Annotated in this window: 25 protein-coding genes and 2 pseudogenes; 10 read left to right on the top strand and 17 right to left on the bottom strand. The window is 68.6% G+C overall.

What is annotated here, in order from left to right; genetic code table 11:
* The first annotated feature begins 411 nt into the window (after positions 1–411).
* The 3 genes from queC (at position 412) to G3M57_RS20720 (ending at position 2,363) form a co-directional block, all read left to right on the top strand.
* Positions 412–1,167, top strand: a complete 756-nt coding sequence (gene queC / locus G3M57_RS20730; RefSeq protein ID WP_163232718.1) for a 7-cyano-7-deazaguanine synthase QueC — start codon at positions 412–414, stop codon at positions 1,165–1,167.
* Positions 1,168–1,290: 123 nt separating this feature from the next.
* Complete coding sequence (gene queE / locus G3M57_RS20725) at positions 1,291–1,923, top strand: 7-carboxy-7-deazaguanine synthase (protein ID WP_056761181.1); 633 nt, start codon at positions 1,291–1,293, stop codon at positions 1,921–1,923.
* Between the two features lie 74 nt (positions 1,924–1,997).
* Positions 1,998–2,363 carry a 6-pyruvoyl trahydropterin synthase family protein gene (locus G3M57_RS20720; protein ID WP_056761183.1) on the top strand — a complete coding sequence of 122 codons (366 nt, stop codon included), beginning with the start codon at positions 1,998–2,000 and terminating at the stop codon, positions 2,361–2,363.
* A 167-nt stretch (positions 2,364–2,530) separates the two neighbouring features.
* Here G3M57_RS20720 and G3M57_RS20715 read toward each other — a convergent pair whose 3' ends face one another.
* Positions 2,531–2,983 (bottom strand): hypothetical protein, encoded by a 453-nt coding sequence (locus tag G3M57_RS20715; protein WP_056761186.1) that lies wholly within the window; start codon positions 2,981–2,983, stop codon positions 2,531–2,533.
* A gap of 234 nt (positions 2,984–3,217) precedes the next feature.
* On the opposite strand from G3M57_RS20715, the gene aroC reads away from it, so the two are divergent.
* Both aroC and G3M57_RS20705 read left to right on the top strand, forming a co-directional pair.
* Positions 3,218–4,342, top strand: coding sequence for a chorismate synthase (gene aroC / locus G3M57_RS20710; protein ID WP_163232716.1), 1,125 nt, complete (start codon positions 3,218–3,220; stop codon positions 4,340–4,342).
* Between the two features lie 28 nt (positions 4,343–4,370).
* Positions 4,371–4,493: pseudogene (locus G3M57_RS20705) on the top strand (ATP-dependent Clp protease proteolytic subunit); the annotation flags it as partial.
* A 25-nt stretch (positions 4,494–4,518) separates the two neighbouring features.
* Here the strand turns inward: G3M57_RS20705 and G3M57_RS20700 are convergent.
* Complete coding sequence (locus G3M57_RS20700) at positions 4,519–4,731, bottom strand: hypothetical protein (protein ID WP_056761191.1); 213 nt, start codon at positions 4,729–4,731, stop codon at positions 4,519–4,521.
* 289 nt (positions 4,732–5,020) lie between these two features.
* Here G3M57_RS20700 and G3M57_RS20695 point away from each other — a divergent pair, with 289 nt between their 5' ends.
* On the top strand, positions 5,021–5,266 hold the full coding sequence (locus G3M57_RS20695) for a hypothetical protein (protein WP_056761194.1): 246 nt from the start codon (positions 5,021–5,023) through the stop codon (positions 5,264–5,266).
* A 9-nt stretch (positions 5,267–5,275) separates the two neighbouring features.
* Here the strand turns inward: G3M57_RS20695 and G3M57_RS20690 are convergent, their stop codons facing one another.
* From G3M57_RS20690 to G3M57_RS20675, 4 genes are all read right to left on the bottom strand, one after another.
* Positions 5,276–5,698, bottom strand: a complete 423-nt coding sequence (locus G3M57_RS20690) for a hypothetical protein (RefSeq protein ID WP_163232714.1) — start codon at positions 5,696–5,698, stop codon at positions 5,276–5,278.
* A 44-nt stretch (positions 5,699–5,742) separates the two neighbouring features.
* Positions 5,743–6,114 carry a YciI family protein gene (locus G3M57_RS20685; protein ID WP_056761199.1) on the bottom strand — a complete coding sequence of 124 codons (372 nt, stop codon included), beginning with the start codon at positions 6,112–6,114 and terminating at the stop codon, positions 5,743–5,745.
* A gap of 100 nt (positions 6,115–6,214) precedes the next feature.
* Positions 6,215–7,558, bottom strand: a complete 1,344-nt coding sequence (locus G3M57_RS20680) for a pectate lyase (protein WP_163232712.1) — start codon at positions 7,556–7,558, stop codon at positions 6,215–6,217.
* Between the two features lie 161 nt (positions 7,559–7,719).
* Positions 7,720–8,001, bottom strand: a complete 282-nt coding sequence (locus G3M57_RS20675; protein WP_162251697.1) for a hypothetical protein — start codon at positions 7,999–8,001, stop codon at positions 7,720–7,722.
* Here G3M57_RS20675 and G3M57_RS20670 point away from each other — a divergent pair.
* Both G3M57_RS20670 and G3M57_RS20665 read left to right on the top strand, forming a co-directional pair.
* On the top strand, positions 8,000–9,100 hold the full coding sequence (locus tag G3M57_RS20670) for a cache domain-containing protein (protein ID WP_373287722.1): 1,101 nt from the start codon (positions 8,000–8,002) through the stop codon (positions 9,098–9,100). The two genes, G3M57_RS20675 and G3M57_RS20670, sit on opposite strands and share 2 nt — an antisense overlap.
* A gap of 322 nt (positions 9,101–9,422) precedes the next feature.
* The gene (locus tag G3M57_RS20665; protein ID WP_163228532.1) at positions 9,423–10,370 is read left to right on the top strand and encodes an IS110 family RNA-guided transposase; all 948 of its coding nucleotides are present in this window, start codon (positions 9,423–9,425) and stop codon (positions 10,368–10,370) included.
* A gap of 67 nt (positions 10,371–10,437) precedes the next feature.
* Here G3M57_RS20665 and G3M57_RS20660 read toward each other — a convergent pair whose 3' ends face one another.
* On the bottom strand, positions 10,438–11,217 hold the full coding sequence (locus G3M57_RS20660; protein ID WP_163232708.1) for a site-2 protease family protein: 780 nt from the start codon (positions 11,215–11,217) through the stop codon (positions 10,438–10,440).
* Between the two features lie 66 nt (positions 11,218–11,283).
* A complete protein-coding gene (locus tag G3M57_RS20655) occupies positions 11,284–12,567 on the bottom strand; it encodes an NAD(P)/FAD-dependent oxidoreductase (protein WP_163232706.1) in 1,284 nt (427 codons plus the stop codon).
* Position 12,568: 1 nt separating this feature from the next.
* Here G3M57_RS20655 and G3M57_RS28010 point away from each other — a divergent pair.
* A pseudogene (locus tag G3M57_RS28010) lies at positions 12,569–12,631 on the top strand (hypothetical protein); the annotation flags it as partial.
* A 110-nt stretch (positions 12,632–12,741) separates the two neighbouring features.
* Here G3M57_RS28010 and G3M57_RS20650 read toward each other — a convergent pair.
* A complete protein-coding gene (locus tag G3M57_RS20650; protein WP_056761209.1) occupies positions 12,742–14,142 on the bottom strand; it encodes a glutamine synthetase family protein in 1,401 nt (466 codons plus the stop codon).
* 232 nt (positions 14,143–14,374) lie between these two features.
* Here G3M57_RS20650 and G3M57_RS20645 point away from each other — a divergent pair, with 232 nt between their 5' ends.
* Positions 14,375–14,701, top strand: coding sequence for a type II toxin-antitoxin system RelE/ParE family toxin (locus G3M57_RS20645; RefSeq protein WP_163232704.1), 327 nt, complete (start codon positions 14,375–14,377; stop codon positions 14,699–14,701).
* 11 nt (positions 14,702–14,712) lie between these two features.
* On the opposite strand, the gene G3M57_RS20640 is transcribed toward G3M57_RS20645, so the two are convergent.
* The 8 genes from G3M57_RS20640 to G3M57_RS20605 form a co-directional block, all read right to left on the bottom strand.
* Complete coding sequence (locus G3M57_RS20640; RefSeq protein ID WP_056761212.1) at positions 14,713–16,116, bottom strand: aspartate aminotransferase family protein; 1,404 nt, start codon at positions 16,114–16,116, stop codon at positions 14,713–14,715.
* A gap of 26 nt (positions 16,117–16,142) precedes the next feature.
* The gene (locus G3M57_RS20635; RefSeq protein ID WP_056761215.1) at positions 16,143–16,922 is read right to left on the bottom strand and encodes a gamma-glutamyl-gamma-aminobutyrate hydrolase family protein; all 780 of its coding nucleotides are present in this window, start codon (positions 16,920–16,922) and stop codon (positions 16,143–16,145) included.
* 211 nt (positions 16,923–17,133) lie between these two features.
* The gene (locus G3M57_RS20630) at positions 17,134–18,276 is read right to left on the bottom strand and encodes an ABC transporter ATP-binding protein (RefSeq protein ID WP_056761218.1); all 1,143 of its coding nucleotides are present in this window, start codon (positions 18,274–18,276) and stop codon (positions 17,134–17,136) included.
* Between the two features lie 136 nt (positions 18,277–18,412).
* The gene (locus tag G3M57_RS20625; protein ID WP_369800329.1) at positions 18,413–19,309 is read right to left on the bottom strand and encodes an ABC transporter permease; all 897 of its coding nucleotides are present in this window, start codon (positions 19,307–19,309) and stop codon (positions 18,413–18,415) included.
* Positions 19,310–19,346: 37 nt separating this feature from the next.
* On the bottom strand, positions 19,347–20,237 hold the full coding sequence (locus G3M57_RS20620; protein ID WP_056761223.1) for an ABC transporter permease: 891 nt from the start codon (positions 20,235–20,237) through the stop codon (positions 19,347–19,349).
* Between the two features lie 145 nt (positions 20,238–20,382).
* Positions 20,383–21,483: an ABC transporter substrate-binding protein gene (locus tag G3M57_RS20615; RefSeq protein ID WP_056761226.1), complete on the bottom strand. Its 1,101-nt coding sequence runs from the start codon at positions 21,481–21,483 to the stop codon at positions 20,383–20,385.
* A gap of 270 nt (positions 21,484–21,753) precedes the next feature.
* On the bottom strand, positions 21,754–23,139 hold the full coding sequence (locus tag G3M57_RS20610) for a glutamine synthetase family protein (RefSeq protein WP_163232702.1): 1,386 nt from the start codon (positions 23,137–23,139) through the stop codon (positions 21,754–21,756).
* Between the two features lie 63 nt (positions 23,140–23,202).
* On the bottom strand, positions 23,203–24,570 hold the full coding sequence (locus G3M57_RS20605) for an aspartate aminotransferase family protein (protein WP_163232701.1): 1,368 nt from the start codon (positions 24,568–24,570) through the stop codon (positions 23,203–23,205).
* Between the last annotated feature and the right edge of the window lie 148 nt (positions 24,571–24,718).

Below are 24,718 nucleotides of genomic sequence, written 5' to 3'. Positions count from 1 at the left end.
CCGTCGATTGCATACTTGGCGTCTGGGGCTGTCAACCGGCCAAGGTCTAAGTAATCATTGATAGGTTACGCGTTTTCACTTTACGCCAGGGTGTATTCACCTGGATAAGGCAGGTTTTCAGCAAAATTAGAAAAGCCGGTCCGGCGCGTGACGTTGCGTCAAGCGTGGCTTCAGGCTGGAAAACCTTGGTGCGACCCCCAAAGGCGCGCGGCCCATAGTCGCCCATTCGCGCTGAAGGTACAGCCTAAATATCGCCGTTCGAAACAAATGTTTGGGCGTGATGGATCCGTGCAACTTAGCGGGAGCTGGGCGATCGGCGCCGGCGCGGCGTGGAAGGAGCTCGATGAGCCTTTCAGGCCCGCGCGCGTCCCGTCGGTCGTCAAGTCCGCGCGCCTGGTGTAGAGAGGCGCCATGTCCACTCCTGAAGTTTCCACCGCGTCCGGCGTTTCGCGCGCCGACGCCGCCCTGGTGCTGTTCTCCGGCGGCCAGGACAGCAGCGTCTGCCTGGCCTGGGCCCTGGAGCGCTACGCCCGGGTCGAGACCGTCGGCTTCGACTACGGCCAGCGCCACGTGATCGAGATGCAGGCCCGCCAGGCCGTGCGCCGCCAGATGGCCCAGCGTTTTCCGCATTGGGCCGAGCGCCTGGGCGAGGACCACGTGCTGGACCTGACCGGCTTCGGCGCGGTGGCCCAGAGCGCCCTGACCACCGACGTCGCCATCGAGATGACCGAGCGCGGCCTGCCCTCGACCTTCGTGCCCGGCCGCAACCTGGTGTTCCTGATCTACGCCGCCGCCTTGGCCGACCGCCGGGGCCTGGGGGCGCTGGTCGGCGGCATGTGCGAGACCGACTTCTCGGGCTATCCCGACTGCCGCCGCGACACGCTGGACGCCATGCAGGCCGCCCTGAACCTGGGCATGGACCGCGACTTCGTCATCGAAACCCCGCTGATGAAGCTGACCAAGGCGGAGACCTGGGCCCTGGCCAAGACCCTGGGCGGCGAGGACCTGGTCGACCTTATCGTGGTCGAGAGCCACACCTGCTACCAGGGCGACCGCGGCGAACTGCACGCCTGGGGCCACGGCTGCGGCGAGTGCCCGGCCTGCGAGCTGAGGCAGCGGGGGTATGAAGAGTGGGATGAGGCGGGGCGGGAGGTGCTTGGTGGGTGAAAATCTCGTCCTTCGACAAGCTCAGGATGAGGCTTTCATTTTGAGCGCCCGTGATCTCCAACCGTTCAGTAGCCCTCATCCTGAGCTTGTCGAAGGACGAGGGCGGGCCCGCGAGCGCCTGCAATGACCTACACCGTCAAGGAGATCTTCCTCACCCTGCAAGGCGAGGGCGGGCAGGCGGGCAAGGCGGCGGTGTTCTGCCGGTTCTCCGGCTGCAACCTGTGGAACGGCCGCGAGCAGGACCGCCACAAGGCCGTCTGCACCTTCTGCGACACCGACTTCGTGGGCACGGACGGCGAGGGCGGCGGCAAGTTCGCCACGGCCGACGCCCTGGCTGACGCGGTCGAGGCCGCCTGGATCGGCGGGCCGGACGACCGGCTGGTGGTCTGCACCGGCGGCGAGCCGCTGCTGCAGCTGGACGCGGCGGCCATCGCCGCCCTGCATGCCAGGGGCTTCATGATCGCCGTGGAGAGCAACGGCACGCTCAAAGCGCCCGAGGGCGTCGACTGGGTGTGCGTCAGCCCCAAGGCCGACGCCCCGATGGTCCAGACCTCGGGCCAGGAGCTGAAGCTGGTCTATCCGCAGGACAAGGCCATGCCGGAGCGCTTCGCGGCCCTGGATTTCGAGCGCTTCTACCTGCAGCCGATGGACGGTCCCGACCGCGAGCGGAACACCCAATTGGCCGTCGCCTATTGCCTTTCGCACCCACAATGGCGTTTAAGCGTCCAGACGCACAAATATCTCGGCCTGCCCTGACGGATAAGGCGCTCGACCTGGTGACAGGGTCGAGCCGCTAGAGCCTCCCAGGCCTTGTCAAAAGAAGTACCCTGATGAAGCCCGTCTTCGAGATCACGAAGGCCGCGCATTTCGACGCGGCCCACTATATCGAGCAAGGTCCCGCCGACCATCGCTACCGCAAGCTGCACGGCCACTCGTTCAAGGTCGAGGCCAGCGTCAAGGGCGCCATGCAGGACGCCGGCTGGGTCGCCGACCTCGACGGCCTGGACGCCGCCCTGAAGGCCGTCGCCGCCGAGCTGGATCATGGCCTGCTCAACGACCGCCCCGGCCTGGAGAGTCCGACCCTGGAGCGGATCTGCCTCTATTTCGCCGAGCGCCTGACGCCGCAGTTCCCCGGCCTGTCGCGCGTGGTGATCTCGCGCCCGACCATCGGCGAAAGCTGCGCCCTGGCGCTGTAGGGCGGCGGTCTGCGGCTTGGAACGACTGTCATCCCGGACGAGCGCGCAGCGCGAAGATCCGGGACCGGGGGCGACAGCTCAGAGCTTCCGGCGGTCCCGCATGGGCCCTCGGCGAGCTTGTCCGGGATGACAGGTTTTTTCAGGGCGATCCGGAGTCGATAGCCCGACTACCCGACCGGGCTCAGCACCTTGTACGCCGGCTTGGCCTTGGCGGCGTCGCCGCTGGCGACGGTGAACGACTTGTCGCTCCAGTAGATCTTCACGATCGCCGGCGCGCTGCTGTTGTACGACACCTCGTGCCATTCGCGGGTCGAGGAGAAGATGCTCAGATAGTAGACGTCGCCCGTCTGGTCCTCGAACGCCAGGTACATCGAGCCGCTGAAGGCGCCCTTGGGACCCTGGGCGTCGACCCGGACCTGGTAGCTGTAGATGCCGGCGATGGACTGCAGCTCGATCGCAAAGACCGTCCCGCCGTCGTTGGCCACCACGCAGTTCTGCGGGGAATTGCCGTTGACCGTGGCCGACTGGTTGGGCTGCATCCCGCCGGACGAGGTGGCGGTGTAGTAGCCGTTCTTGCACTCGCCGCAGTCGCCGTTGAAGTTCGCTGTGCCGGTGGTCATGTCCTCATGCTCCCTGTTTGGGCCCGGCTGCGCCGGGGCGCTACCTCAAGTACCAACGAGATGAAACGGTACTCTTGAGTTGCACAATATGCAACTATTGAGAGCTTAAGCATTATTGCCACTATTGGGTGTATCAATTCGGAATAGCGGGTCGAACATGCCCCGGCGGGGCGCCTCCCGCAGCAAGGCCGCCCAGGCTTTGCCCCCTCCCGCGCTTTCCGCTACACCGCGCCCATGTCGCACAACACCTTCGGCCACCTGTTCCGCGTCACCACCTGGGGCGAAAGCCACGGCCCGGCCCTGGGCTGCGTGGTCGATGGCGTTCCGCCCGGCATCGCCCTCACCGCCGAGGTCATCCAGGCCTTCCTCGACAAGCGCCGGCCGGGGCAGGGCAAGTTCGTCACCCAGCGCCAGGAGCCGGACGCCGTGCGCATCCTGTCGGGGGTGTTCGAGGACGAACGCAGCGACGGCCAGCGCACCACCGGCACGCCGATCAGCCTGATGATCGACAACACCGACCAGCGCTCCAAGGACTATGGCGAGATCGCCCAGGCCTTCCGGCCGGGCCATGCCGACTATCCCTATTTCGCCAAGTACGGCGTGCGCGACTATCGCGGTGGCGGGCGCAGCTCGGCGCGCGAGACCGCCGCGCGGGTGGCGGCCGGCGCGGTCGCCCGGCTGGTGATCCCCGGGGTCACGGTGCGCGCGGCCTTGGTCCAGATCGGCCCGCACGTCATCGACCGCGGCAACTGGGACTGGGACCAGGTCGAGCAGAACCCCTACTGGTCGCCGGACGCCGCGATCATTCCGGTGTGGGAAGAGCACCTGGAAAAGGTCCGCAAGGCGGGGTCCTCGACCGGCGCCGTCGTCGAGGTCGAGGCCGTGGGTGTGCCGGCCGGCTGGGGCGCGCCGCTGTATGGCAAGCTGGACGCCGAGCTGGCGGCGGCCCTGATGTCGATCAACGCCGCCAAGGGCGTTGAGATCGGCGAGGGCTTCGCCAGCGCGGCCCTGTCGGGCGAGGACAACGCCGACCAGATGCGGATGGGCGATGACGGCCCGGTGTTCCTCAGCAACCACGCCGGCGGCGTGCTGGGCGGCCTGTCGACCGGCCAGCCGGTGGTGGCCCGCGTGGCCTTCAAGCCGACCTCCTCGATCCTGACCCCGCGCGAGAGCGTCAACGAGGCCGGCGAAGAGGTCGACCTGCGCACCAAAGGCCGCCACGACCCTTGCGTGGGCATCCGCGGCGTGCCGGTGGTCGAGGCCATGACCGCCTGCGTCCTGGCCGACGCCTTCCTGCGCCACCGCGCCCAGACCGGCGGCGGCGCGTTCGTTCCGGGCGGTCAGGGCCGGAAGGGCTGACCTCAAGGGAAGCGGAGCCCGTCGCACCTTCGAGGACTTCGAGCGGGCGATGGATCGCGATCGCTTCATGACCGCGGAAGAAGCGCTGGAGTGGGGGCTGGTCGACCGCATTCAGGCGGCTTCGTCGTCGTCGGCGTCCGGCCCGGAATGACGGCGCATGTGGGCCGAAACGCACCCTAGCCCTTGCGCGCCTCGGGCCATTCCTCGGGCCGCAGGATCATCGTCGGCCGCAGGAACGGCGAGCGGACCCGGTCATAGTCCTGGACGTGCAGGTTGCGGCAAATGATCTCGAGCAATTCCCCGCCGCTGACTTCCGGCGGCGGCTCGTCGTGCATCTGATTCCAGAGCTCGAGAGCTTCGCGCTTGATGAGTTCGTCGCGGGAGGCCATTTGGAAATCATATCCCTTCGGCGCATCAACTCTCCGGCGACGAGTCTCGTTCCTAAGTTTTTCGTTGATAAAAGGTAACCAAGCGCGGCCCAACGTTAAGGATAGTCTGAACAGCGACGACGCAAATCGCCCCGAACACAACAGATCCGAGCATCCAGGCGGGCCGGAGCCGAACCTCGTTGGCGGAGATGAACCGACCTCCGCCGCCACACAGCGGCCATCGGACGCGGCGACCCTGGGCGCGTCCCGGGCTAGAACGCTCGCCCCAACGCCAGTGAGCTTGCCCCCAATGTTGCGCCCAGTTTTCCCGCGTCGCCTGCCCCTCGCCCTGGCCCTGCTGGCCGTCGCCGTCACCAGCCAGGGCTGCCTGGCCGTCGCCGCCGGCGGAGCCGTGGTCGGCGCGGGCGCGGCCGTGGTCGGCACGACCGGCAAGGTCGTGGTCGGGGCCGGCAAGGCGGTCATCCCCGGCGAAAGCAAGAAGGACCGCGAAGAGCGCGAATTCAAGGAATGGAAGAAGGCGCAACGCGACGGCTAGAGGCGCGCCCTACTGGTTCCTGACCGCCAGGCAGTGCTTGGCGCCGGCCTTGAGCGTCAGGGTGGCGGCGATGGTCGAGGACTGGCCGCAATAGTTGCTCAGGCGGGTTCGCGTGAAGTCGAAGACGATCGTGTCGCCGCTTCGGCGGGCCACGGCCACGTCGTCGTCGGTCAGCGGGAAGGTCGTGACGCCCGCCGGGCCGGCCGTAGGCTTGCCCTCGGGCGCTAGGCTGCAACTGGTGATCTCCGAGGCGCCCTTGGTCGAGGCCAGGCAGTCGAAGCCCGTCACCCGCTCGCCCTCGACCGTCGCCGACAGGTCGTGGGTCACCGGGCCCTTGGTCGCCGAGCACCGCCAGGTCTCGGCGCCGGCGATGGCGGGCGCGGCGGCCAGGGCGAGGCCGAGAAGGGCGGGAACGAAGGTAGGGTAGGGCATTCGTGTCCTCAGCTTATCCCGGTCGACGCCAGGCGAGGCCAAGCTTACGCCGCCGCGATCGCGCCCGGCAGGTACAGCCGCATCGGCCGCACCTCGTAGGCGCCGCCGGGATTGGCCACGCCCAGTTCGCGGGCGATGTCGAGGGCCTCATCCATGTCGGCGACGTCCAGCGTGTAGAAGCCCAGGAACTGCTCCTTGGTCTCGGCATAGGGGCCGTCGACCACGAAGGGAGCCTCGGTCTTGACCAGGGTCTTGGCGGCCGTGGTGCCCTGCAGCCGGCCCGACGGTCCCATCTTGCCCTCGGCGACCAGGCGATCATGGACGACCGACAGCCGACCCATGACCGCGGCGTCCTGTTCCGGGGTCCAACCCAGGACCTCGGTCTCGTTGTTATAGCACAGCAGCATGTACAGCATTCGCGGCCTTCCCCGGCGTGATCGGCGAGGCAGAGATAAGGCAGGGCGGCGCGCGAAGGAAGACCGGTGTTTTCCGGAACAGCGATACTTTGGGGAAAACCTACCCCCGCCGCCGGGCCGCCTCGGCCAGATAGTCCTCCAGATTGGTCCAGCCGTCGCTGTCGCGGTCCAGCGCGCCGTCGGCCTTGCGCGGGTTCAGGCCGTGGGCCTTTTCCCAGGCGTCGGGCATGCCGTCGCCATCGGTGTCGACCGCCGCGACGCCCGGCGGCAGGGCCGGCCAGCCGCCGACCTGGGCCTGGCTGTCGATCAGCCGGCCGGTGCGGTCGCGCACCCCGGCCACGATCCGGGCGTCGACGCTGTCGCGGAACACGCTGGCCCCGGCGTGGGCCAGCACCTGCTCATAGGCCGAAGCCGCTGGATCGGCCTTGACCGGCGCCACCGCGATCGGCGCGGCCTGACGATAGCCCGGCGCCTGCAGCCCGCTGACCAGGCTCCACGGATCGGCGGGCGCGACGCCGTTCATGCTGTTGCCGGCGAAGAACGCCTTGGCCAGGCTGTTGCTTTCGTTGAAGGCGACGGGCTTTTCGCTGTCGGGGCCCATGACATAAGCGTTGTCGATGAAGCTGTAGGCCGCCAGGGCCGCCTTGTCGGCGTCGTAGCCGGCGTGGCCCTTGCCCCAGTTGTAGAAGACGTTGGAGCGGAACTCGAAGAAGGCCCCGACCGGGTCCTTGTCCGGCCCTTCATAGTTGCCTGGGCGGGGCATGCGGGCCAAGTGGTTGGCCCACAGGTTGTGGTGGAAGCTGATCTTCGAGCCGTTCCCGCCGCGGATCAGGCTGCCATAGCCGTGGTCGCCCTTGGCGTGGATCGAATGGCGCAGGCTCTCGGCGATGATCGACCACTGAACGGTCAGATCGTAGAACCCCTGGCCTGGCGCGTCGTAGCGGGCGCTGGCCGACAGGGTCTCGTCCACCGACCAACTGGCCGAGACGTGGTCGAGGATGATCCGTCGGCCGGAATTGATCCAGATCGCGTCGCCCTCGGTCCTGCTCTCGTCGCCCAGGCGCGAGCGGATGAAGCGGATGACCACGTCGTCGGCGGCCACCACCAGGGTATGGTCGCGCAGGGTGATCCCGCCGCCCGGGGCGGTCTGGCCGGCGAGGGTGATCCGGCCGTTGGCGATCTTCAGCTCGCGCTTCAGTGGGATCGTGCCGGCCACGTCGAACACGACCGTGCGCGGGCCCTCGGCCTCGACGGCGGCGCGCAGCGAGCCCGGGCCGGAGTCCTTGAGGTTCGTCACCTTGATCACCGTTCCGCCGCGCCCGCCCGCGGCCAGGCGGCCCGCGCCCTCGGCCCCGGGAAAGGCCAGGACCTCGCGCGGGGCGGCCTGGGCCAGGGGCGCGGCGGCGGCCAAGGCGGCGGCCAGGACGGCGGTGGTGCGGATCATCGTGTTTCCCCCTTTTTCGCCGCTCATCCCCGGCGAATGCCGGACCCTAGATCCCATGGCGGTGTGGATGACCTGGACGCGCTCAACACCTTTGGCGTCAGCGCCGTCGCCATTCCATCTGGGTCCCGGCATTCGCTGGGATGAGCGGATGTTGGAGGGCATCATCCCCCGTCCAAAAATCTCTGTCCACCGGTGTCATCGCCGTACGGCAAGGCTTCGCGCGCATCGTCGAGCGACAACCCGCTCAAGCCTTGATGATTAATCAGGCAAGGATTGCCGCCAAACCGCGCATTTCCCGCCCCGGCGGGCCGCCAAACCGTCCACAGGGCGCGGCAGATTGTCCGGCCCCCGTTCTGAAAGCTGGCGGCGGTGTCATGCTCGCCCGTCTGGCGAATGATTCGGCTGTTCCGGGTCCCGCCGCCGGTTTCGGGGGAAACCACCATGGCAGGACCTTTGGCGAGCGACGACGCCAGCCTCCGCCCAGAACGCATCCTGGAGCTCAGCGAGCGCCTCAGCGCCGTGGCCGGCGAGAAGATCGGCGAGATCGCCTATGTCAACCGCTCGGCCAAGATGCTGGCGATCAACGCCCTGATCGTCGCCGCCCGGGCCGGCGAGGCGGGGCGCGGCTTCGCGATCGTCGCCGAGGAGTTCAAGACCATCTCCACCCAGATCGATGTGGTGGCCGCCGCCCTGGAGAGCCAGGTGCGGGCCGACCTCGACGAGCTGACCGCGATCGGCGGGGCGATCCTGGGCCATCTGCGCGGCCAGCGCCTGGTCGACCTGGCCCTGAACGCCATCGAGATCATCGACCGCAACCTCTATGAGCGCACCTGCGACGTGCGCTGGTGGGCCACCGACAGCGCGGTGGTCGACTGCGTGGCGGCGCCGTCGCGCGAGGCTGCCACCTACGCCAGCCAGCGGCTGAAGGTGATCCTCGACGCCTACACCGTCTATCTGGACCTGTGGATCGCCGACCCGTCGGGCCGGGTGATCGCCAGCGGCCGCCCCGACCGCTATCCGGCCGCCCGCAACACCTCGGTGGCCGACGCTCCCTGGTTCCGCGACGCCCTGCGCACCAAGTCGGGCGACGACTTCACGGTCTGCGACATCCAGCGGGTCAAGGCCCTGAACGACGCCCCGGTCGCCACCTACGCCACGGCCATCCGCGAGGGCGGCCAGGCCAACGGGCGAGTGCTGGGCGTGCTGGGCGTGCATTTCGACTGGAAGCCCCAGGCCCAGGCGGTGGTCGACGGCGTGCGCCTGACCGACGAGGAAAGGACCCGCTCGCGGGTGCTGCTGCTGGACCAGAACCACAGGGTGCTGGCCAGTTCGGACGGTAAGGGCGTGCTGGAGGAGACCTTCCAACTCGACACCTCGGGCGGCGACATGGCCAGCTACGCCGACGGAGCCCGCACCATCGGCTACGCCCTGACGCCGGGTTACGAGACCTATCGGGGCCTGGGCTGGTACGGCTGCCTGGTCCAGACGGCGGAGGCGGAACAGCCGGCCACGACCTTTCGCCCGGGGGTGAAGGCAGCTTGACCTATATTCCCTCTCCCCTTGCGGGAGAGGGGGGCCTCAGGAGGTCGGGTGAGGGGTCTCTCAAACGGGAAACGCCGCGAGTGGCCTTTCGGCTGTCGCGGCGTTTTGCATCTATCGACCCCTTGTCTGTTGGAGAAGCGGTAAGCTGCTGGTGTCTTCCGGGACGTCCGCCTGGTGTTCTCAGCACCAGGCGGACCGCCGGCGGAGGGACCGATAACCCCTGAGCGTTTTGGCGCTGCGGGTGAGCCTGGTCGCCGCTGGCATATCCATGACCCGGATGGTTGCAGGGACGTATGGGTCCGGAGCCACAAGGATGGGATCGATGGATAGGAACAAGTCTAGCACAACGATCGCCGGGATCGATGTGGGCAAGCGCCAGTTGGATGCGGCCGTGCTCGGCAGGGCCGAGCAGCATCGGGTGGCCAACGACGCAGCGGGCTGGGAAGGGCTGATCGCCTGGCTGGCGGAACGCGGCGTCAGACGCGTGGGGCTGGAGGCGACGGCGGGCTACGAGCGCGGCGTGCGGGCCAGACTTGAGGCGGCGGGGCTGGAGGTGGTGGTGCACCAGCCGCTGGAGGTGAAGCTGTTCGCGCGCCTCAAGCGGCGGCGGGCCAAGACCGACCGGCTGGATGCGGCGCTGATCGCGGCGGCGACGGCGCAGGTGGACACGGTGCGGGCGGCCCAGGACCCGCGCCTGGCCCATCTGGCCGAACGCCTGACGGCCTACGAGCAGATCAGCGACCAGGCCGCCCAGCTGAAGACCTTCATGGAGCATGTGACCCTGCCCGATCTGGCCGCCAGCCTGGGCGAGCAGATCCAGAGCCTGGCGCGGCTGAAGGCCCGGCTGGCGCGCGAGATCCTGGCCGCGCTCAAGGCCTGGCCCGACCTTCTGGCCCGCTGGACGCTGCTGCGGTCTCTGCCAGGTGTCGGGCCGCTGGTGGCCGCCAGCCTGGTGATCCGCATGCCCGAGCTGGGCGCCCTCAAGCGCGGCCAGCCCGCCAGCCTGCTGGGCGTGGCTCCCTTCGACCGCCAGTCGGGCCAATGGAAGGGCCAGAGCTTCATCGGCGGCGGTCGAAGCCGACCTCGCCGCATGCTCTATCTGGCCGCCATCGCCGCCAAGCGCTTCGATGCCGCCTTCAAGATCTTCGCCGATCGCCTCCTGGCCGCCGGCAAACCGCCCAAGGTCGCCATCGTCGCCGTCATGCGAAAACTCGTCGAAGCCGCAAACCTCGTCCTCAAGCGACAGCAGCCCTGGGTTCGCCACGCCTGATCAACATGGTTGCTCATCCGTCGGCTGCGCCGACACCTTCTCCCGCAAGGGGAGAAGGACAGGGACCTCAAACCTCCCAGAACCGGAACGCCTGGTAACCCGCGCCGATGTCCGGCCGCGACACGCCGAACAGGTCGGTGATCGTCAGCACCACGCGAAACAGGGCGTGGTTGACGCCGGGGATGAAGAAGATCGCCAGGAACAGGCCGATGAACACCAGGCCGCCGACCTTCATCGCCTGCTGCTGGACCGCTGGCGGCAGGTAGGGGCGGATCACGCCGAAGCCGTCCAGGCCCGGCAGGGGCAGCAGGTTCAGCACCAGGGCGAAGCCCTGCAGGAAGGCCAGGAAGGCGGCGGCGCGCGACAGTGGGCTGGTCTCGACGCCGAACGCCCGGTCGGCGGCCAGGCAGACGGCCAGGCCGACCAGCACCGCCAGGGTGCCCAGCGGCCCGGCCAGCGAGGCCAGGGCCCGGCCGCGCCGGCTGCGCATCAGGTCGTCGCGCAGATAGACCGCCCCGCCGGGAAAGCCGATCCCGCCCATCGCCAGCACCACCAGCGGCAGGATCAGGCTGGTCCCCAGGTCGGTGTATTTCAGCGGGTCCAGGGTCAGGTAGCCCTTCTGGGCGATGGTGTGGTCGCCGGCCTTGTAGGCCACATAGGCGTGGGCGAACTCGTGCACCACCACGCTGAGGATCCAGCCCACCACCACGAAGGCGAAGGTCAGCACGCCGGGCGGCTGGTCCATCCGCGCCAGGGCGAAGGTCAGGGCGGCGAAGATCCCCGTCAGGATCAGGGCGTTGGCGCTGATCGGGGCGGGCTTGGACGGACGGATGTCGGTGATGGCCATGCGACCTTGTACGCGGAGAGCCCGGCGCCGCCCAAGCCTTCTCTCCTCGTCCGTGCGCGGGGAGGATCACAGCCGGTCGCGCAGGGCGTACCAGCTCAGCCCGACCACGGTCAGCGGCCAGCGCAGCAGCCGGCCGCCCGGGAACGGCGGGACGGGCAGGCGGGCCAGCAGGTCGAGGCCTTGGCGGTCGCCCAGGGCGGCGTCGGCCAGCAGCTTGCCGAACCAGGGGGCCAGCACCACCCCCTGGCCCGAATAGCCGGCGGCGATCCGCACGCCGGGGGCCAGTTCGCGGACGAACGGGGCGCGGTGAACGGTGATGCCCAGGGTCCCGCCCCAGGCGTGGGTCACCTCGACGCCGGCCAGGTCCGGATAGACCTTCAGCATGTGCCGCCGCACGAAGGCCTTCAGGTCCGGCGGGAAACCCGGCCGGTAGTTCTCGCCGCCGCCGAAGATCAGCCGGCCGTCGGGGCTCTTGCGGAAGTAGTTGATCACGAACCGGCTGTCGGCCACGGCGGCGCCCGAGCGGATGATGCTGTCCGCCCGGGTCCCCAGCGGCTCGGTGGCCAGGATGAAGTTGTTGATCGGCATCACCCGGGCCCGCGCCGTCCCACCCACGAGCTCGTCCAGATAGCCGTCGCCGGTCAGGATCAACTGGTCGCAGGTCACGCGGCCCTCGCCGGTGTCCACCACGATCGAGCCGCCGTCACGCCGCCAGGCCGTGGCGCGGCTGTGCTCGAAGATCATGGCCCCCGCCGCCATCGCCGCCCGCGCCATGCCCAGGGCCAGGTTCAGAGGATGAAGGTGGCCGCCGCCGCGATCGACCAGGCCGCCGTGATAGACGTCGGTTCCCAGCTCGTCCGCCAGCTCGGCCTCGCCGACCAGGGCCAACTGGTCGTAGCCGTAGCGGCTCTGCATGAAGTCGACATGGGCTGCGTCCTGCGCCTCGCCGCCCTTGCGGTGGCGGGCGTGGATCATGCCAGGGCGGAAGTCGCAGGCGATCTGGTGCTGGGCGATCAGGCCCAGCAGGTGGGCGCGGGCGTCCTGGCTCATTGTCCACAGGCGCAGGGCGTCGTCGCGGCCGACCGCCTTCTCCAGCCAGGCCTGATCGTTGCGCTGGCCGACATGGACCTGGCCGCCGTTGCGTCCCGACCCGCCGGACCCGACCTGGGCGGCCTCGAGGACGACGACGCGGACGCCGCGCCTGGCCAGCTCCAGCGCCGCGCCCAGGCCGGTGTAGCCCGCGCCGACGATGCAGACGTCGGCGCGGGTGTGGTCGCTCAGGGCGGGGAGCGTCGGGAAGGGCGTGGCGGTCTGGGCGTACCAGGAGGTCGCGGGGTGGCCGGTGTTCATCTCACCCTCTCCCATGGGGAGAGGGAGGGGCCCGCCGCGCAGCGGTGGGAGGGTGAGGGGGTGGTGAGGTCGACGGCGTGCCGGCGCGCCGGCCGGCGGCGTAACCCCTCATCCTCCCACGCCTGCGGCGCGGGCCCCTCCTTCTCCCTCTGGGAGAAGGTGAAGCAAACGTCCCTAGACATTCAGCAGCAGGAACTCCCGCTCCCACGGGCTGATCGTGCGCATGAAGGTCTCGTACTCGGCCTGTTTCACCGTGGCGTAGGCGCTGCAGAAGGTGGAGCCCAGGATCTCGACCAGGGGCTTGGCCGCCTCGAACAGCGACACCGACTCCAGCAGGCTGCGGGGCAGTTCGATGCCGCGCACACTGGCGTCGGTGTCGACCGGGGCGGTGGGCGACAGGTTCTGGGTCATGCCCAGATAGCCGGCGGCCAAGGTCGCGGCGATGGCCAGGTAGGGATTGGCGTCTGACGACGGGATGCGGTTCTCCAGCCGCCGGTTGGCCGGGTCGGACGGCGGCACGCGCAGGCCGCAGGTGCGGTTGTCGTAGCCCCACTGGGTGTTGACCGGCGCGCCGGAGTCGCGGGCGATCCGTCGGTAGCTGTTCACATAGGGGGCCAGGATCGCCATGATCGCCGGCAGGTAGCGCTGCTGGCCGGCGATGAAGGCGTAGAACAGCGGCGTGGCGTCGCCGGTCTTGGGGTCGGAGAACAGGTTCTCGCCGTCGATTCCCAGGATCGACTGATGGATGTGCATGGCGCTGCCGGGCTCGGCGGCCATCGGCTTGGCCATGAAGGTGGCGTAGATCTCGTGCTCCAGCGCCACCTCGCGGATGGTGCGCTTGAACATGAACACCTGGTCGGCCAGCTCCAGCGGATTGCCGTGCCGCAGGTTGATCTCCATCTGGGCCACGCCGCTCTCGTGGATCAGGGTGTCGATCTCCAGGCCCTGGCGCTCGGAGTACTCGTACATGTCCTCGAACAGGGCGTCGAACTCGTTGACCGCCGCGATCGAATAGCCCTGGCGGCCGGTTTCCGGCCGGCCCGACCGCCCGATCGGCGGCTTCAGCGGGTAGTCGGGGTCGGTGTTCTTGTCGACCAGGTAGAACTCGATCTCCGGGGCCACCACCGGGTCCCAGCCCTTCTCGCGATAGAGGGCCATCACCCGGCGCAGCACCTGGCGCGGGCTCTCCTCGACCGGCCGGCCGTCGGGGTGGAAGGCGTCGTGGATCACCTGGGCGGTCGGGTCCTGGGCCCAGGGCACCACGGCCAGGGTGGCCAGGTCCGGGGTCAGGAAGATGTCGGTGTCGGACTGCACCGCATTGACTGCCCCCTCGAACTCGGGGAAGTCGCCCGTGATGGTCTGGTAGAACACCGCCAGCGGCAGGTTCATCGACGGCGCGCCCAGGAACTTGCGCACCGGCATGATCTTGCCCCGCGCCACCCCGGCCAGGTCGGGCACGACGCACTCGATCTCCTCGATGTTCTGCCGCGCGAACCAGTCCTTGGCGTCCTCGAGCGACGCGACCCCGCGGGTCGTCTTGGGGGCGGGCTTGGATTTCTTTTCTTTGTACTTCATGGGGCGCTCCTCGCGCTTTTCGAAGTGTAGTCTCTTGAGCTTCGGCGACAATCTCACCCGAGGGGCGGCGGACGGGTGGGCGTCAGGAGGTGTTTCTGCTACTCTTTGGCATGGCCGAGCCCGAACCTACGATTTTCGACGCCATAGACGACGAGGCCGACCGCCTTGCCGAGGCCGCCGCCGACGCCGACGCTGAAGCTGGTCGAGTGGTTCCCCACGCCCGGGTTCGAGAATGGCTCAAGACGCTCGGCACGCCGGACCAGCAGCCCGTTCCGTATTCGTGGCGGAAGTAGTTTGGACCGATCGCGCGCTGGCCCACGTTGAGGCCATCGTCACCTACATCGTGAACCAGCACAGTCCTTTGGCGGCGCAACGCCTCGGCCAACGCCTGTTGACGGCGGGCGACACGCTGGAAACTTCGCCCGACAGAGGTCGCCCAATTGCACGCGGCCGTCGTGAACTGACGGTGATCGCACCCTATTTGATCCGCTACAGGCTTAAGGGCGACAGGGTCATCATCCTTGAAGTTCGCCATGGCATGCGGCGACCAAACCTTTAAGCCATCAGGCGTCACGCCGCCGCCTCCGGCTTCAGCGCCCTAAGCACCGGCTCCGCCTCGTCCAGCGACTTGCGGATGATCCCCACCAGTTCATCAATCTGAGCGTGGGTGATGATCAGCGGCGGGCAGCAGACGATGCTGTCGCGGATGGCGCGGACCATCAGGCCGTTGCTGATGCACAGATCCCGCACGATCGGCCCCGCCTCGCCCTCCTTGTCGAGGAAGCGGTGGTTGGTCCCCTTCTCGCGCACGATCTCGACCGCGCCGATCAGGCCCAGCGACCGGGTCTCGCCGACCAGGGGGTGGTCGTTCAGCGAGGCCAGGGCCTTGGCCAGGTAGGGGCCGGTGTCGTCGCGGGTGCGCTCGACCAGACTCTCGCGCTCGATGATTTCCAGGTTCTTCAGGGCCACCGCCGCGGCCGTCGGGTGGCCCGAATAGGTGAAGCCGTGGATGAAGTCGCCGCCCTTCTCGCGCAGCTCGGCGACGATGTGGTCGGCCACGCCGACGGCGCTGATCGGCAGGTAGCCGGACGACAGGCCCTTGGCCATGGCGATCATGTCCGGCTTGATCCCGTAATGCTGGTGGCCGAACCACTGGCCCAGCCGCCCGAAGCCGCAGATCACCTCGTCGCAGACCAGCAGGATCCCGTACTTGCGGCACAGGGCCTCGACCGCCGGCCAGTAGCCGTCCGGCGGGATGATCACCCCGCCCGCCCCCTGCACCGGCTCGCCGATGAAGGCGGCGACATTCTGGGGGCCGACCTCCAGGATCTTGTCCTCGATCTCCTTCACGGCCCGGTCGCGGAAGGCGGCGGGATCCTCGCCGAAGCCTTCGCCGAACGGATAGGGCTGCATGACGTGGTGCACGCCGGGGATCGGCAGGTCGCCCTGCGCATGCATGTGCTTCATGCCGCCCAGCGAGACCCCGGCCACGGTCGAGCCGTGATAGGCGTTCCAGCGGCTGATGAAGGCCGTGCGGCTTGGCTCCCCTTTGAGCTTCCAATAGTGGCGGGCCAGGCGGAAGACCGTGTCGTTGGCCTCCGAGCCCGACGAATTGTAGAAGACGTGGGTCAGATGGCCGCCCATCTTTTCGGCGATCTTGGCGGCCAGCTTCACGGGCGGCGGCGTCGCGGTCTTGAAGAAGGTGTTGTAGTAGGGCAGCTCCAGCATCTGGTCGTAGGCGGCCTGGGCCAGCTCCTCGCGGCCGTAGCCGACATTGACGCACCACAGGCCGGCCATGCCGTCCAGGATCTGGCGCCCCTCGCCGTCATGGATGTAGACGCCGTCGGCTCGGGTGATGATCCGGCTGCCGCCCAGCTCGTGGATGACCTTGTGGTCGGCCTGGGCCGGCAGGTGGTGGGCCAGGTCCAGGCGCTTGAGCTCGGCGATGTCGTGGTTGCGGATCGGGACGGTCATCTGGGGCTCCTGGTCTTTTCTTGTTTTCAAAGTCCGCTCATCCCGACGTTCGCCGGGATGAGCGGAACGAGGGGTTGGCTCCGCAGCGCCCGGCCGAACAGCTGGAAGAACGCCTGGCTCTGCGGGTTGCGCTCGGTCTTCCATTCGGGATGCCACTGGACCGCCAGGACCGGTGCGCCGTTGACCGTCGCCGACACCGCCTCGACCACGCCGTCGGGCGCGCGGGCCTCGACGGCGAGGCCTTCGCCCAGCCGGTCGACGCCCTGGTAGTGCACGGAATTGACGGTCGCGGCCTGGGCGCTGAACGCGGTGGCCAGCACCCCGCCGGGGGCCAGGTCGACGCGGTGCTCGTGGTCGAACAGGCCGTCGAAGTCGACCTCGTCGGGGGCGTGGTGGGGGATCAGTTCATCAGCCGCCGCCATGTCCCGCCGCAGCGTGCCGCCGAACGCGACATTGATCTCCTGGAAGCCGCGGCAGACGCCGAACACCGGCCGGCCCAGGTCGAGCATGGCCCGGATCAGGTCGGCGGTCATGGCGTCGCGCGCCGCGTCGAACGGACCGGCAGCGTCGGGAACGGCCTCGCCGTAGCGGGCGGGGTCGAGGTTGGACGGGCTGCCGGTCAGCATCAGGCCGTCCAACCGCGCGGCGACCTCCGAGGCCTTCATCAGCTCGGGCATCGACGGCACCAGCAGGGCCGCGGCGTCGGCATATTGCATGGCGCTGGCCACATAGCGGTTCATCACCGCCTGGGCCGGCTCGACCCCGACGGTGCGGGTGCAACAGATGATGCCGGCGACGGGTCTCATCCCGTGCCTCCTGTGGACCGCAGTCCCTCCCCCTGTGGGGGAGGCGATCGCGTAGCGATCGGTGGGGGGAGTTGTCGGATCGAAGATCGTAGACCCGGCCGGCTGCCGATCACGCCCCCCTCCGTCGCCCTGCGGGCGACACCTCCCCCACAGGGGGAGGGACTTGGCCTGCGCAGCCGCCAGGTGGGGGCAAGGGCGTGAGCCACGAAAATCACGACAGCAGCACCGCCGGCGAACAGGCATGCCAGCCCAGCCACACCGCCTCGCCCAGCTTGAAGTCCTCCTGGTCCCAGCGGGTCAGGTTCTGGCGGACGACCTTGATCCGGCGGCCGCTCTGGATCTCCACCTCGTAGACGCTCTGACCGCCCAGATAGGCCTCGTGGCGGATCACCCCGGCCACGGCGTTCTGGCCGACCGGGCAGTCGCCCATGTTGGGCGGGGCGGCGCCGTCGGGACGCTTGTGCAACTCGATCTTCTCGGGCCGCAGCGCCGCCCAGACCGTGCCGCCACGCGCGCCGGTGACGCCATGGTCCAGGAAGATGTCGCAGTCCAGGTCGGGCGACCTGACTACCGCGTGGCTGGGCTCGTCGACGGCCAGCACGCCCTCGAACAGGTTCACGCTGCCGATGAAATCGGCCACGAAGCGGCTGTTGGGGAACTCGTAGAGGTCGTTGGGCGCGGCCACCTGCTGCAGCAGGCCCCGGTTCATCACCGCGCAGCGGCTGGCCAGGGCCAGGGCCTCGTCCTGGTCGTGGGTGACCATGATGAAGGTGATCCCGACCTTCTCCTGAAGCGTCGACAGCTCGGTGCGCATCTGGTCGCGCAGCTTGGCGTCCAGGGCCGACAGCGGCTCGTCCAGCAACAGCACGCGGGGGCGTTTCACCAGTGCTCGCGCCAGGGCGACCCGCTGCCGCTGGCCGCCCGACAGCTGGTCGGGCTTGCGCTGGGCCAGGCCGTGCAACTGGACCAGGTCCAGCGCCTCCTCCACCCGCCGGTCGCGCTCGGCCTTGCTCACCCGGTCGACCTTCAGGCCGTAGGCGACGTTGTCGGCCACGCTCATGTGCGGGAACACGGCGTAGGACTGGAACACCATGTTCACCGGCCGCTTGTTGGGCGGCACGGTCGAGACGTCCTGGCCGTCGATCAGGATCCGGCCTTCGGTTGGCGTCTCGAACCCGGCCAGCATTCGCAGCAGGGTGGTCTTGCCGCAGCCCGATGGCCCCAGCAGCGAGAAGAACTCGCCCTCCTGGATCGACAGGGAGACGTTGTCGACCGCCACCATCTTGCCGAAGCGCTTGGTGACGTTCTCGAAGGTGATGATGGGTTGGTTGGTCACCTGAATTCCCCCGAGCATCTCGCCATAGAGCTGCTCCCCCTGTGGGGGAGCTGTCGCGGAGCGACTGAGGGGGGAGCGAAAGGCGCCGCCAACTCCCCCCTCCGGCCCTTCGGGCCACCTCCCACACAGGGGGAGGACCTATTCCACACGCCCATTACGCCTTGTCCCCATGCCCGGCCACGCCCGCGGGGTCTCCCTGCAGCTTCAGTGCCACCGCCGTCAGGATCACGGTCAGCACGATCAGGATCGTCGAGGCGGCGTTGACCTCCGGCGTCACCGAGAAGCGGACCATCGAATAGACCTTGACCGGGAAGGTCACTGTGTCCGGGCCGGCGGTGAAGAAGGTGATGACGAAATCGTCCAGGCTGAGGGTGAAGGCCAGCAGGGCGCCGGCCACCAAGGACGGAGCCATGTGCGGCAGGATCACGTCCCAGATCGTCCGCCACTCGCCGGCCCCCAGGTCGCGGGCCGCCTCCTCCATCTCGCGGTTGAAGCTGGCCATCCGGGCGCGGACCACCACCGCCACGAACGGGAACGAGAACGACACGTGGGCGATGGTGATGGCCCCGAGATTCAGCGGCCAGGGCAGGCCCACGGGCCAGGGCAGGACCTTGGCGAAGAACACCAGCATGGCCACGCCCATGCAGATCTCGGGCACCACGATCGGCAGGGCCAGGGCTCCGTCCAGCACCGTCTTGCCGGGGAAGCGGAACCGCCACAGCACCAGGGCGACCATGGCCCCCAGGGCGACGCTCAGCACCGTGCACAGGGCGGCGATCGTCAGGCTGTTGACGAAGGCCTCGATCAGCGACGAGTCGTTGAAGGCCTTGTCGTAATATTTGAGCGTGAAGCCCTTCCAGACGATGTTGCGCCGGCTGTCGTTGAAGCTGAAGGCCATCAGGGCGATCAGCGGCGCGTAGAGAAAGACGCCGACGGCCGCCAGCCAGGCCTGCATCTGCCAGCGGCGGAGGTATTCGAGGGGACCGGGGGGCGATTTGCGGGTCATCGACCGGCCCCGCGGATGGATTGATAGGGTTGGGGACAGGCACATGTGCCTGTCCCCGTCCGTTGCACGGCGTCAACGAAGCTCATGCCGTCGCCCCTTTCCGGCCCTTGCTCACCAGCGCCTGCACGGCGATGGCGACAAACGTCAGGTACATCAGCAGGAACGACAGGGCCGCGCCGAAGGGCCAGTCGTTGGCGCGCTTGAACTGGCGCTCGATGACGTTGGCGATCATCTGGCTGTCGGGGCCGCCCAGCAGGTCGGGGGTCAGATAGGCGCCCAAGGCGGGGATGAAGGTGATCAGCACGCCGGAGGCGATGCCCGGCAGGGCCAGTGGCACGACCACCTTGAACAGGGTGCGCATGTGGCCCGCGCCCAGGTCGAGGCTGGCCTCCAGCAGCGACTTGTCCAGCCGGTCCAGCGCCGAATACAGCGGCAGCACCATGAACGGCAGGTGGACATAGACCAGGCCGACGATCACCGCGAAATTGGTGTGCATCATCTCCAGCGGCTGGAACGGCTGCAGCGGCATGACCTTGGCGGCCAGGTTCCATCCCGCCTCCAGGCCCTTGTTGATGTAGCCCTCGTTGCGCAGCACGGCGATCAGGGCGTAGGTGCGGATCAGAAGGTTCGTCCAGAACGGCAGCATGATCAGCAGCAGCAGCCAGGTCTTGGCCCTCTGCGAGGCGAAGGTGATGGCCAGGGCGACGGGGAAGCCGACCACCAGGCACAGGCCGGTGGTCAGGGCCGCCACCCCGGCCGACTTCAGGAAGATCTTCAGGTACAGCGGCTCGATCGCCCGGGCGTAGTTCTTGAACGTGCCGGTGATGGCGATCTGGGTCAGGCCCTCGTTGTGGCCGAAGCTGTAGGCCCAGACGATGGCCAGCGGGATCAGGAAGAACAGCACCAGCCACACCAGCGGCGCACTGAGCGCCGTGGCGAAGACGGCTTTCGCCTGTTTCCAGCTCTGCTCCATGGCGTGGCTCCGTTTCCCCAAAGATCCTCCCCCTCTGGGGGAGGTGGCCCAGAGGGCCGGAGGGGGAGCGGCGTCGGCCGCAAACCCCCTCAGTCGCTCCGCGACAGCTCCCCCAGAGGGGGAGCATCGCCTGTGCCAGCCGCCCCTAAGCCGCCCGCACGCGGGTGATGACTTCCTCGTAGAGACTGGCCTTCTCGGCCCCCTCGAACGCCCCGTACTCGCACTTGGACATGATGTCCGCCGGCGGGAAGATCACCTTGTTGTCGCGATAGGCCGGCGGCATCAGCGCCTTGGCCGCGGCGTTGGGGGTCGGGTAGAGGATCGTCTTGGAGATCGCGGCCCCGGCCTGGGCGTCCAGCAGGTAGTTGATGAACTTGTGGGCGTTGTCCGGCCGCGGCGCGCCTTGGGGGATGCACAGGGTGTCGGAATTGATCAGCGACCCCTCCTTGGGGATCACGAAGTCGATGTCGGGATCGTCCTTCATCACCTGGGCGATGTCGCCGTTGTACTCCAGCACCAGGTCGACATCGCCGGCCACCAGCATGTCCTGGCCGTTGTCGTCGTGGAACGCCTTCACATAGGGCTTCTGGCGGATCAGCATCTGCTCGATCTTGGTGACCAGGTCCGGCGGGATGTTGTTGACGCTGTGGCCCAGGTACTTGGCGGCCAGGCGCACCAGGTCGGCGCTTTCCGACAGCAGGGCGATGCGGCCGTTGTACTGGGCGCTGTCGAACAGGTACTTCCAGCTGTCGGGCACGCCCTGCACCTTGGACTTGCGATAGCCGATGCCCAGCACCAGCCAGGTATAGGGCATCGAGAACCGGCGGCCTGGGTCGTAGTCGGGGTTCACGAAGGCCGGGTCGACGTTCTTGAAGTTGGGGATCTTGCCGTGGTCCAGGGTCTCCAGCATGCCCGCCTGGCTCATGCGGGTGACGAACTCGTTGGACGGCACGATCACGTCGTAGCCGGCGTTGCCGGCCTTCAGCTTGGCGAACAGTTCGTCGTTGGTGGCGAACAGGCTCATATTGACGTCGACGCCCGTGGCCTTCTTGAAGTCGCCCAGGGTCGTCTCGCCGATATAGGTGTCCCAGTTGTAGAAGTTCAGCTTTGGCTCTTCGCCGTTGGCCGACTTGGCGGCCGAGCCCTCGGGCTTCTGGCCGCAGGCGGTGAAGCTGATGCCGATGGCCGCGGCGCCCATGGCCGTCAGCAGCGAGCGGCGGGTCCCGAGAATACGGTTGGTGCTCATGGTGTCTCCCCTCGAATTTGTGTGATCTTGCCTAGCGAGAAATCCAGTTCGGTAGCGAAACGTCGACGCCGATGTTGGCGGCGATGGTCAGTCCAACCCAGGCGACGACGGCGACAAGCGCGACAATCGGAACCGCGACAACAAGACGAGCGCGTAGGGTCGGCGACGTTCCCATGTTCCAAATCCTAGACCTGATCTTCAATCATCGAAAACTTTACTCCACACAGCCGGCCAGATGCCGACCCAAGTCCTGGTTCGAGCGCCCCGCTATCAGGCGTTGCGCAGATACCAGTCATAATCCAGCGCCGTGACCACCTCGGCGAAGCGCGCCTGCTCGGTGCGCTTGACCGAGACGAACATCTCCACGAACCGCTCGCCCAGATAGTCGCGCAGCACGTCAGAGGCCTCGAACAGATTGACCGCCGCATACCAGTCGGTGGGCAGGCGGACCTTCTCCTTGGCCGCCGCCGCATAGCCGTCGCCGACCACCGCCGGGCCGGGGTCGATCTGGTGGCTGATCCCGTGGTGGGCGCAGGCCAGCAGGGCGGCCAGCACAAGGTACGGATTGGCGTCGGCCCCGGCCACCCGGTGCTCGACATGGCGGGTCGGCGGCGGGCCGGCGGGCACCCGCAACGACACCGTGCGGTTGTTGACGCCCCAGGTCGGGGCCACCGGCGCGTAGCTGTTGGCCTTGAAGCGGCGATAGGAATTGGCGTTGGGCGCCAGGATCGCCATGCAGTCGGCCATCAGCGCCTTCATGCCGCCGATCGCATGCTTGAGCAGGTCCGAACCTTCCGGGTCGTCGGCGGCGCAGAGGTTGTTCCCGGCCGCGTCGTTGAAGCTGACATGGACGTGGAAGCCGTTGCCGGCCTGGTCGGCCCAGGGCTTGGCCATGAAGGTGGCCTCGCAGCCATGGCGCAGGGCTACCCCCTTGGCGGCCCGCTTGTAGCGCAGGGCGTCGTCGGCGGCCTCCAGGGCGTCGGGCTTGTGCTTGAGAGTCAGCTCCACCTGGCCCGGGGCGAACTCCGAGATCGCCCCCTCCAACGGCACGCCCAGCACGTCGCAGACGTCCCACAGCTCGCGCAGGAACGGCGAGATCGCCTCCAGCTCCGGCAGGCCGTAAACCTGGATCCCCTGTGGCCGCTCGCCGGTCTGCAGCGACCGGGCGGGCAGCAGCTCGCCGCCGGGGCCGCGATGCTGGTCGACCAGGTAGTATTCCAGCTCGCAGGCCGCGACCGGCGTCAAGCCGTCGGCGGCGAAGCGGTCCAGCACGCGCTTAAGCACATGGCGGGGGTCCAGGTCGTTGGCCGTCCCGTCCAGCTCGTACAGCGACAGCATCACCTGGGCCATGTCCGGCCCCAGCCACGGCGCCAGGGTCAGGGTCCCCGGCACGGGCCGGGCGCGGCGGTCGGCGTCGCCGTCCTCCCAGACCAGGCCCGTGTCCTCGCAGTCGGCCCCTTGCGTGTCGACCACCAGGATCGAGCCGGGCAGGAAGCGGCCGTAGTCGTAGATCGCCTGCAGCTCGTGGACCCGCAACCGCTTGCCGCGCGGCACGCCGGTCATGCTGGTGAAGAACACGTCGACATACTTCACCTGCGGATGGGCGGCGAGGAAGTCGCGGCACTCCTGGGGATCGGCGACCGAAGGGAGCGTCATGGGCGCACTCCTCCCTTTCTTGAACCCTCTCCCTCTGGGAGAGGGTCTCAAGATGCGAAACGCTCATGCCGCTAACCCCTCCAGCGCCCCGGCGAACCCGTCCACGGCGGCGATCAGTCGGTCGATCGCCGCGTCTTCCGTCACCGGCGAAACCAGCATCATGGTGTGGAAGGGCGCGATCAGCACCCCTCGGTTGATCAGCCACAGATGAAGCGCATGCAACAGCGGGGCGTCCAGCGCCTCGCGCATGGCGGCGGCGTCTTTCGGCGGGGAGGGGGCGAACACCAGCTCGACCCGCGCCCCGACATGGACCACCGACCACGGCAGGTCGCGGGCGGCGATCACGCCGCGCAGGCCGGTCATCAGTCGCTCGGCCCCGGCCAGCATCCGCGCGTAGGCGGCGTCGGTCATCACCTCCGACAGCATGGCGCGCATGGCGGCGATGGCCAGCGCATTGCCGGACAGGGTGGTGCCGATCCCCGACTGGCCGGGCCCGGTCCGAGCGGCGGCGGCGTCCATGTGTTCGGAGAGTTCAGCGGTGACGCCCCAGACCGCGGCCGGCACGCCGCCGGCGATGGCCTTGCCGACCACCAGCATGTCCGGCTCCAGACCATGGGCGCGGGCGTAGCCGCCAGGAGCGGTGGAGAGGGTGTGGGTCTCGTCGATGATCAGCAGGGTCCCGGCCCGGCGGGTCAGGTCGCGCAGGGTGTCCAGGAACCCCGGCTGCGGCAGGATCATCCCGCAATTGGTCATGGCCGGCTCGGCCAGGACAGCGGCCACGTCGCCCGGCGCCAGGGCCGCGGCCAGGGCCTCGGGGTCGTTGAACGGCACGACGCGGGTGGTGGCCGTCAGGTCGTGGACCTGGCCCAGCAGGCCGGGCTTCATCGAAGGCTGGCCGCCTCTCAGCGTCACGAACGCGTCGTCGACCATGCCGTGGTAGCAGCCGTCGAACACCAGGATCACCGGCCGGCCGGTCACCGCCCGCGCCCAGCGGATGGCGGCGCGGTTGGCGTCGCTGGCCGTGGTCGCCATCTGCCACAGCGGCAGGCCGAAGCGCTCGGCCAGCAGCCGGCCGACGATCACCGCGCCGGCGGTGGGCAGCATGAAGCCGGTCCCGCGCTTGGCCTGGTCCGCGATGGCGCGGGCGACCGCCTCCTGGCCGTGGCCGAACATGGCTGGCGTGTCGGCCAGGCAGAAGTCGTCGTAGAGCCGGCTGTCGACATCGGTGACCTGGGCCCCGACGCCCTGGGCGGCGAAGACCGGACACGGGCTGGCCCAGTCGGTCATCCAGTGCATCGGCGCCCCGCCCCGCCAGACCTCGGCCGACTGCCGCGACAGGGCCAGGGAGCGCGGATGCTCGGCGGTGAAGCGTCGGGTTTCGGCGTGGATCAGGTCGGAGAGGGTGGGGGCGTGGGCCGGGGCGGGGGTCACGGGCGTCCCTCCCCAAACCCCATTTCAACCGTCATCCCGGGCCCTGTGCCCGGGACCCCTGGTGCAGCTGACGGTGAAGCGCATTGGCGCGCCAGCGCGCCACTCAACGGCGCCTGCGGCGGACGGAGGGGTCCCGGGCACAAGGCCC

Source organism: Caulobacter rhizosphaerae (assembly GCF_010977555.1).
GTDB classification, from domain to species: Bacteria; Pseudomonadota; Alphaproteobacteria; order Caulobacterales; family Caulobacteraceae; genus Caulobacter; species Caulobacter rhizosphaerae.
Note: the sequence above shows the minus strand (reverse complement) of the source record. Positions and strands in the feature narration are given on the sequence as shown.

Excerpts from the sequence above, each read along its gene's own strand:
- queC (WP_163232718.1), top strand. The coding sequence starts at position 412 with ATGTCCACTCCTGAAGTTTCCACCGCGTCCGGCGTTTCGCGCGCCGAC.
- queE (WP_056761181.1), top strand. The coding sequence starts at position 1,291 with ATGACCTACACCGTCAAGGAGATCTTCCTCACCCTGCAAGGCGAGGGC.
- G3M57_RS20720 (WP_056761183.1), top strand. The coding sequence starts at position 1,998 with ATGAAGCCCGTCTTCGAGATCACGAAGGCCGCGCATTTCGACGCGGCC.
- G3M57_RS20715 (WP_056761186.1), bottom strand. The coding sequence starts at position 2,983 with ATGACCACCGGCACAGCGAACTTCAACGGCGACTGCGGCGAGTGCAAG.
- aroC (WP_163232716.1), top strand. The coding sequence starts at position 3,218 with ATGTCGCACAACACCTTCGGCCACCTGTTCCGCGTCACCACCTGGGGC.
- G3M57_RS20700 (WP_056761191.1), bottom strand. The coding sequence starts at position 4,731 with ATGGCCTCCCGCGACGAACTCATCAAGCGCGAAGCTCTCGAGCTCTGG.
- G3M57_RS20695 (WP_056761194.1), top strand. The coding sequence starts at position 5,021 with ATGTTGCGCCCAGTTTTCCCGCGTCGCCTGCCCCTCGCCCTGGCCCTG.
- G3M57_RS20690 (WP_163232714.1), bottom strand. The coding sequence starts at position 5,698 with ATGCCCTACCCTACCTTCGTTCCCGCCCTTCTCGGCCTCGCCCTGGCC.
- G3M57_RS20685 (WP_056761199.1), bottom strand. The coding sequence starts at position 6,114 with ATGCTGTACATGCTGCTGTGCTATAACAACGAGACCGAGGTCCTGGGT.
- G3M57_RS20680 (WP_163232712.1), bottom strand. The coding sequence starts at position 7,558 with ATGATCCGCACCACCGCCGTCCTGGCCGCCGCCTTGGCCGCCGCCGCG.
- G3M57_RS20670 (WP_373287722.1), top strand. The coding sequence starts at position 8,000 with ATGGCAGGACCTTTGGCGAGCGACGACGCCAGCCTCCGCCCAGAACGC.
- G3M57_RS20675 (WP_162251697.1), bottom strand. The coding sequence starts at position 8,001 with ATGGTGGTTTCCCCCGAAACCGGCGGCGGGACCCGGAACAGCCGAATC.
- G3M57_RS20665 (WP_163228532.1), top strand. The coding sequence starts at position 9,423 with ATGGATAGGAACAAGTCTAGCACAACGATCGCCGGGATCGATGTGGGC.
- G3M57_RS20660 (WP_163232708.1), bottom strand. The coding sequence starts at position 11,217 with ATGGCCATCACCGACATCCGTCCGTCCAAGCCCGCCCCGATCAGCGCC.
- G3M57_RS20655 (WP_163232706.1), bottom strand. The coding sequence starts at position 12,567 with ATGAACACCGGCCACCCCGCGACCTCCTGGTACGCCCAGACCGCCACG.
- G3M57_RS20650 (WP_056761209.1), bottom strand. The coding sequence starts at position 14,142 with ATGAAGTACAAAGAAAAGAAATCCAAGCCCGCCCCCAAGACGACCCGC.
- G3M57_RS20645 (WP_163232704.1), top strand. The coding sequence starts at position 14,375 with ATGGCTCAAGACGCTCGGCACGCCGGACCAGCAGCCCGTTCCGTATTC.
- G3M57_RS20640 (WP_056761212.1), bottom strand. The coding sequence starts at position 16,116 with ATGACCGTCCCGATCCGCAACCACGACATCGCCGAGCTCAAGCGCCTG.
- G3M57_RS20635 (WP_056761215.1), bottom strand. The coding sequence starts at position 16,922 with ATGAGACCCGTCGCCGGCATCATCTGTTGCACCCGCACCGTCGGGGTC.
- G3M57_RS20630 (WP_056761218.1), bottom strand. The coding sequence starts at position 18,276 with ATGCTCGGGGGAATTCAGGTGACCAACCAACCCATCATCACCTTCGAG.
- G3M57_RS20625 (WP_369800329.1), bottom strand. The coding sequence starts at position 19,309 with ATGTGCCTGTCCCCAACCCTATCAATCCATCCGCGGGGCCGGTCGATG.
- G3M57_RS20620 (WP_056761223.1), bottom strand. The coding sequence starts at position 20,237 with ATGGAGCAGAGCTGGAAACAGGCGAAAGCCGTCTTCGCCACGGCGCTC.
- G3M57_RS20615 (WP_056761226.1), bottom strand. The coding sequence starts at position 21,483 with ATGAGCACCAACCGTATTCTCGGGACCCGCCGCTCGCTGCTGACGGCC.
- G3M57_RS20610 (WP_163232702.1), bottom strand. The coding sequence starts at position 23,139 with ATGACGCTCCCTTCGGTCGCCGATCCCCAGGAGTGCCGCGACTTCCTC.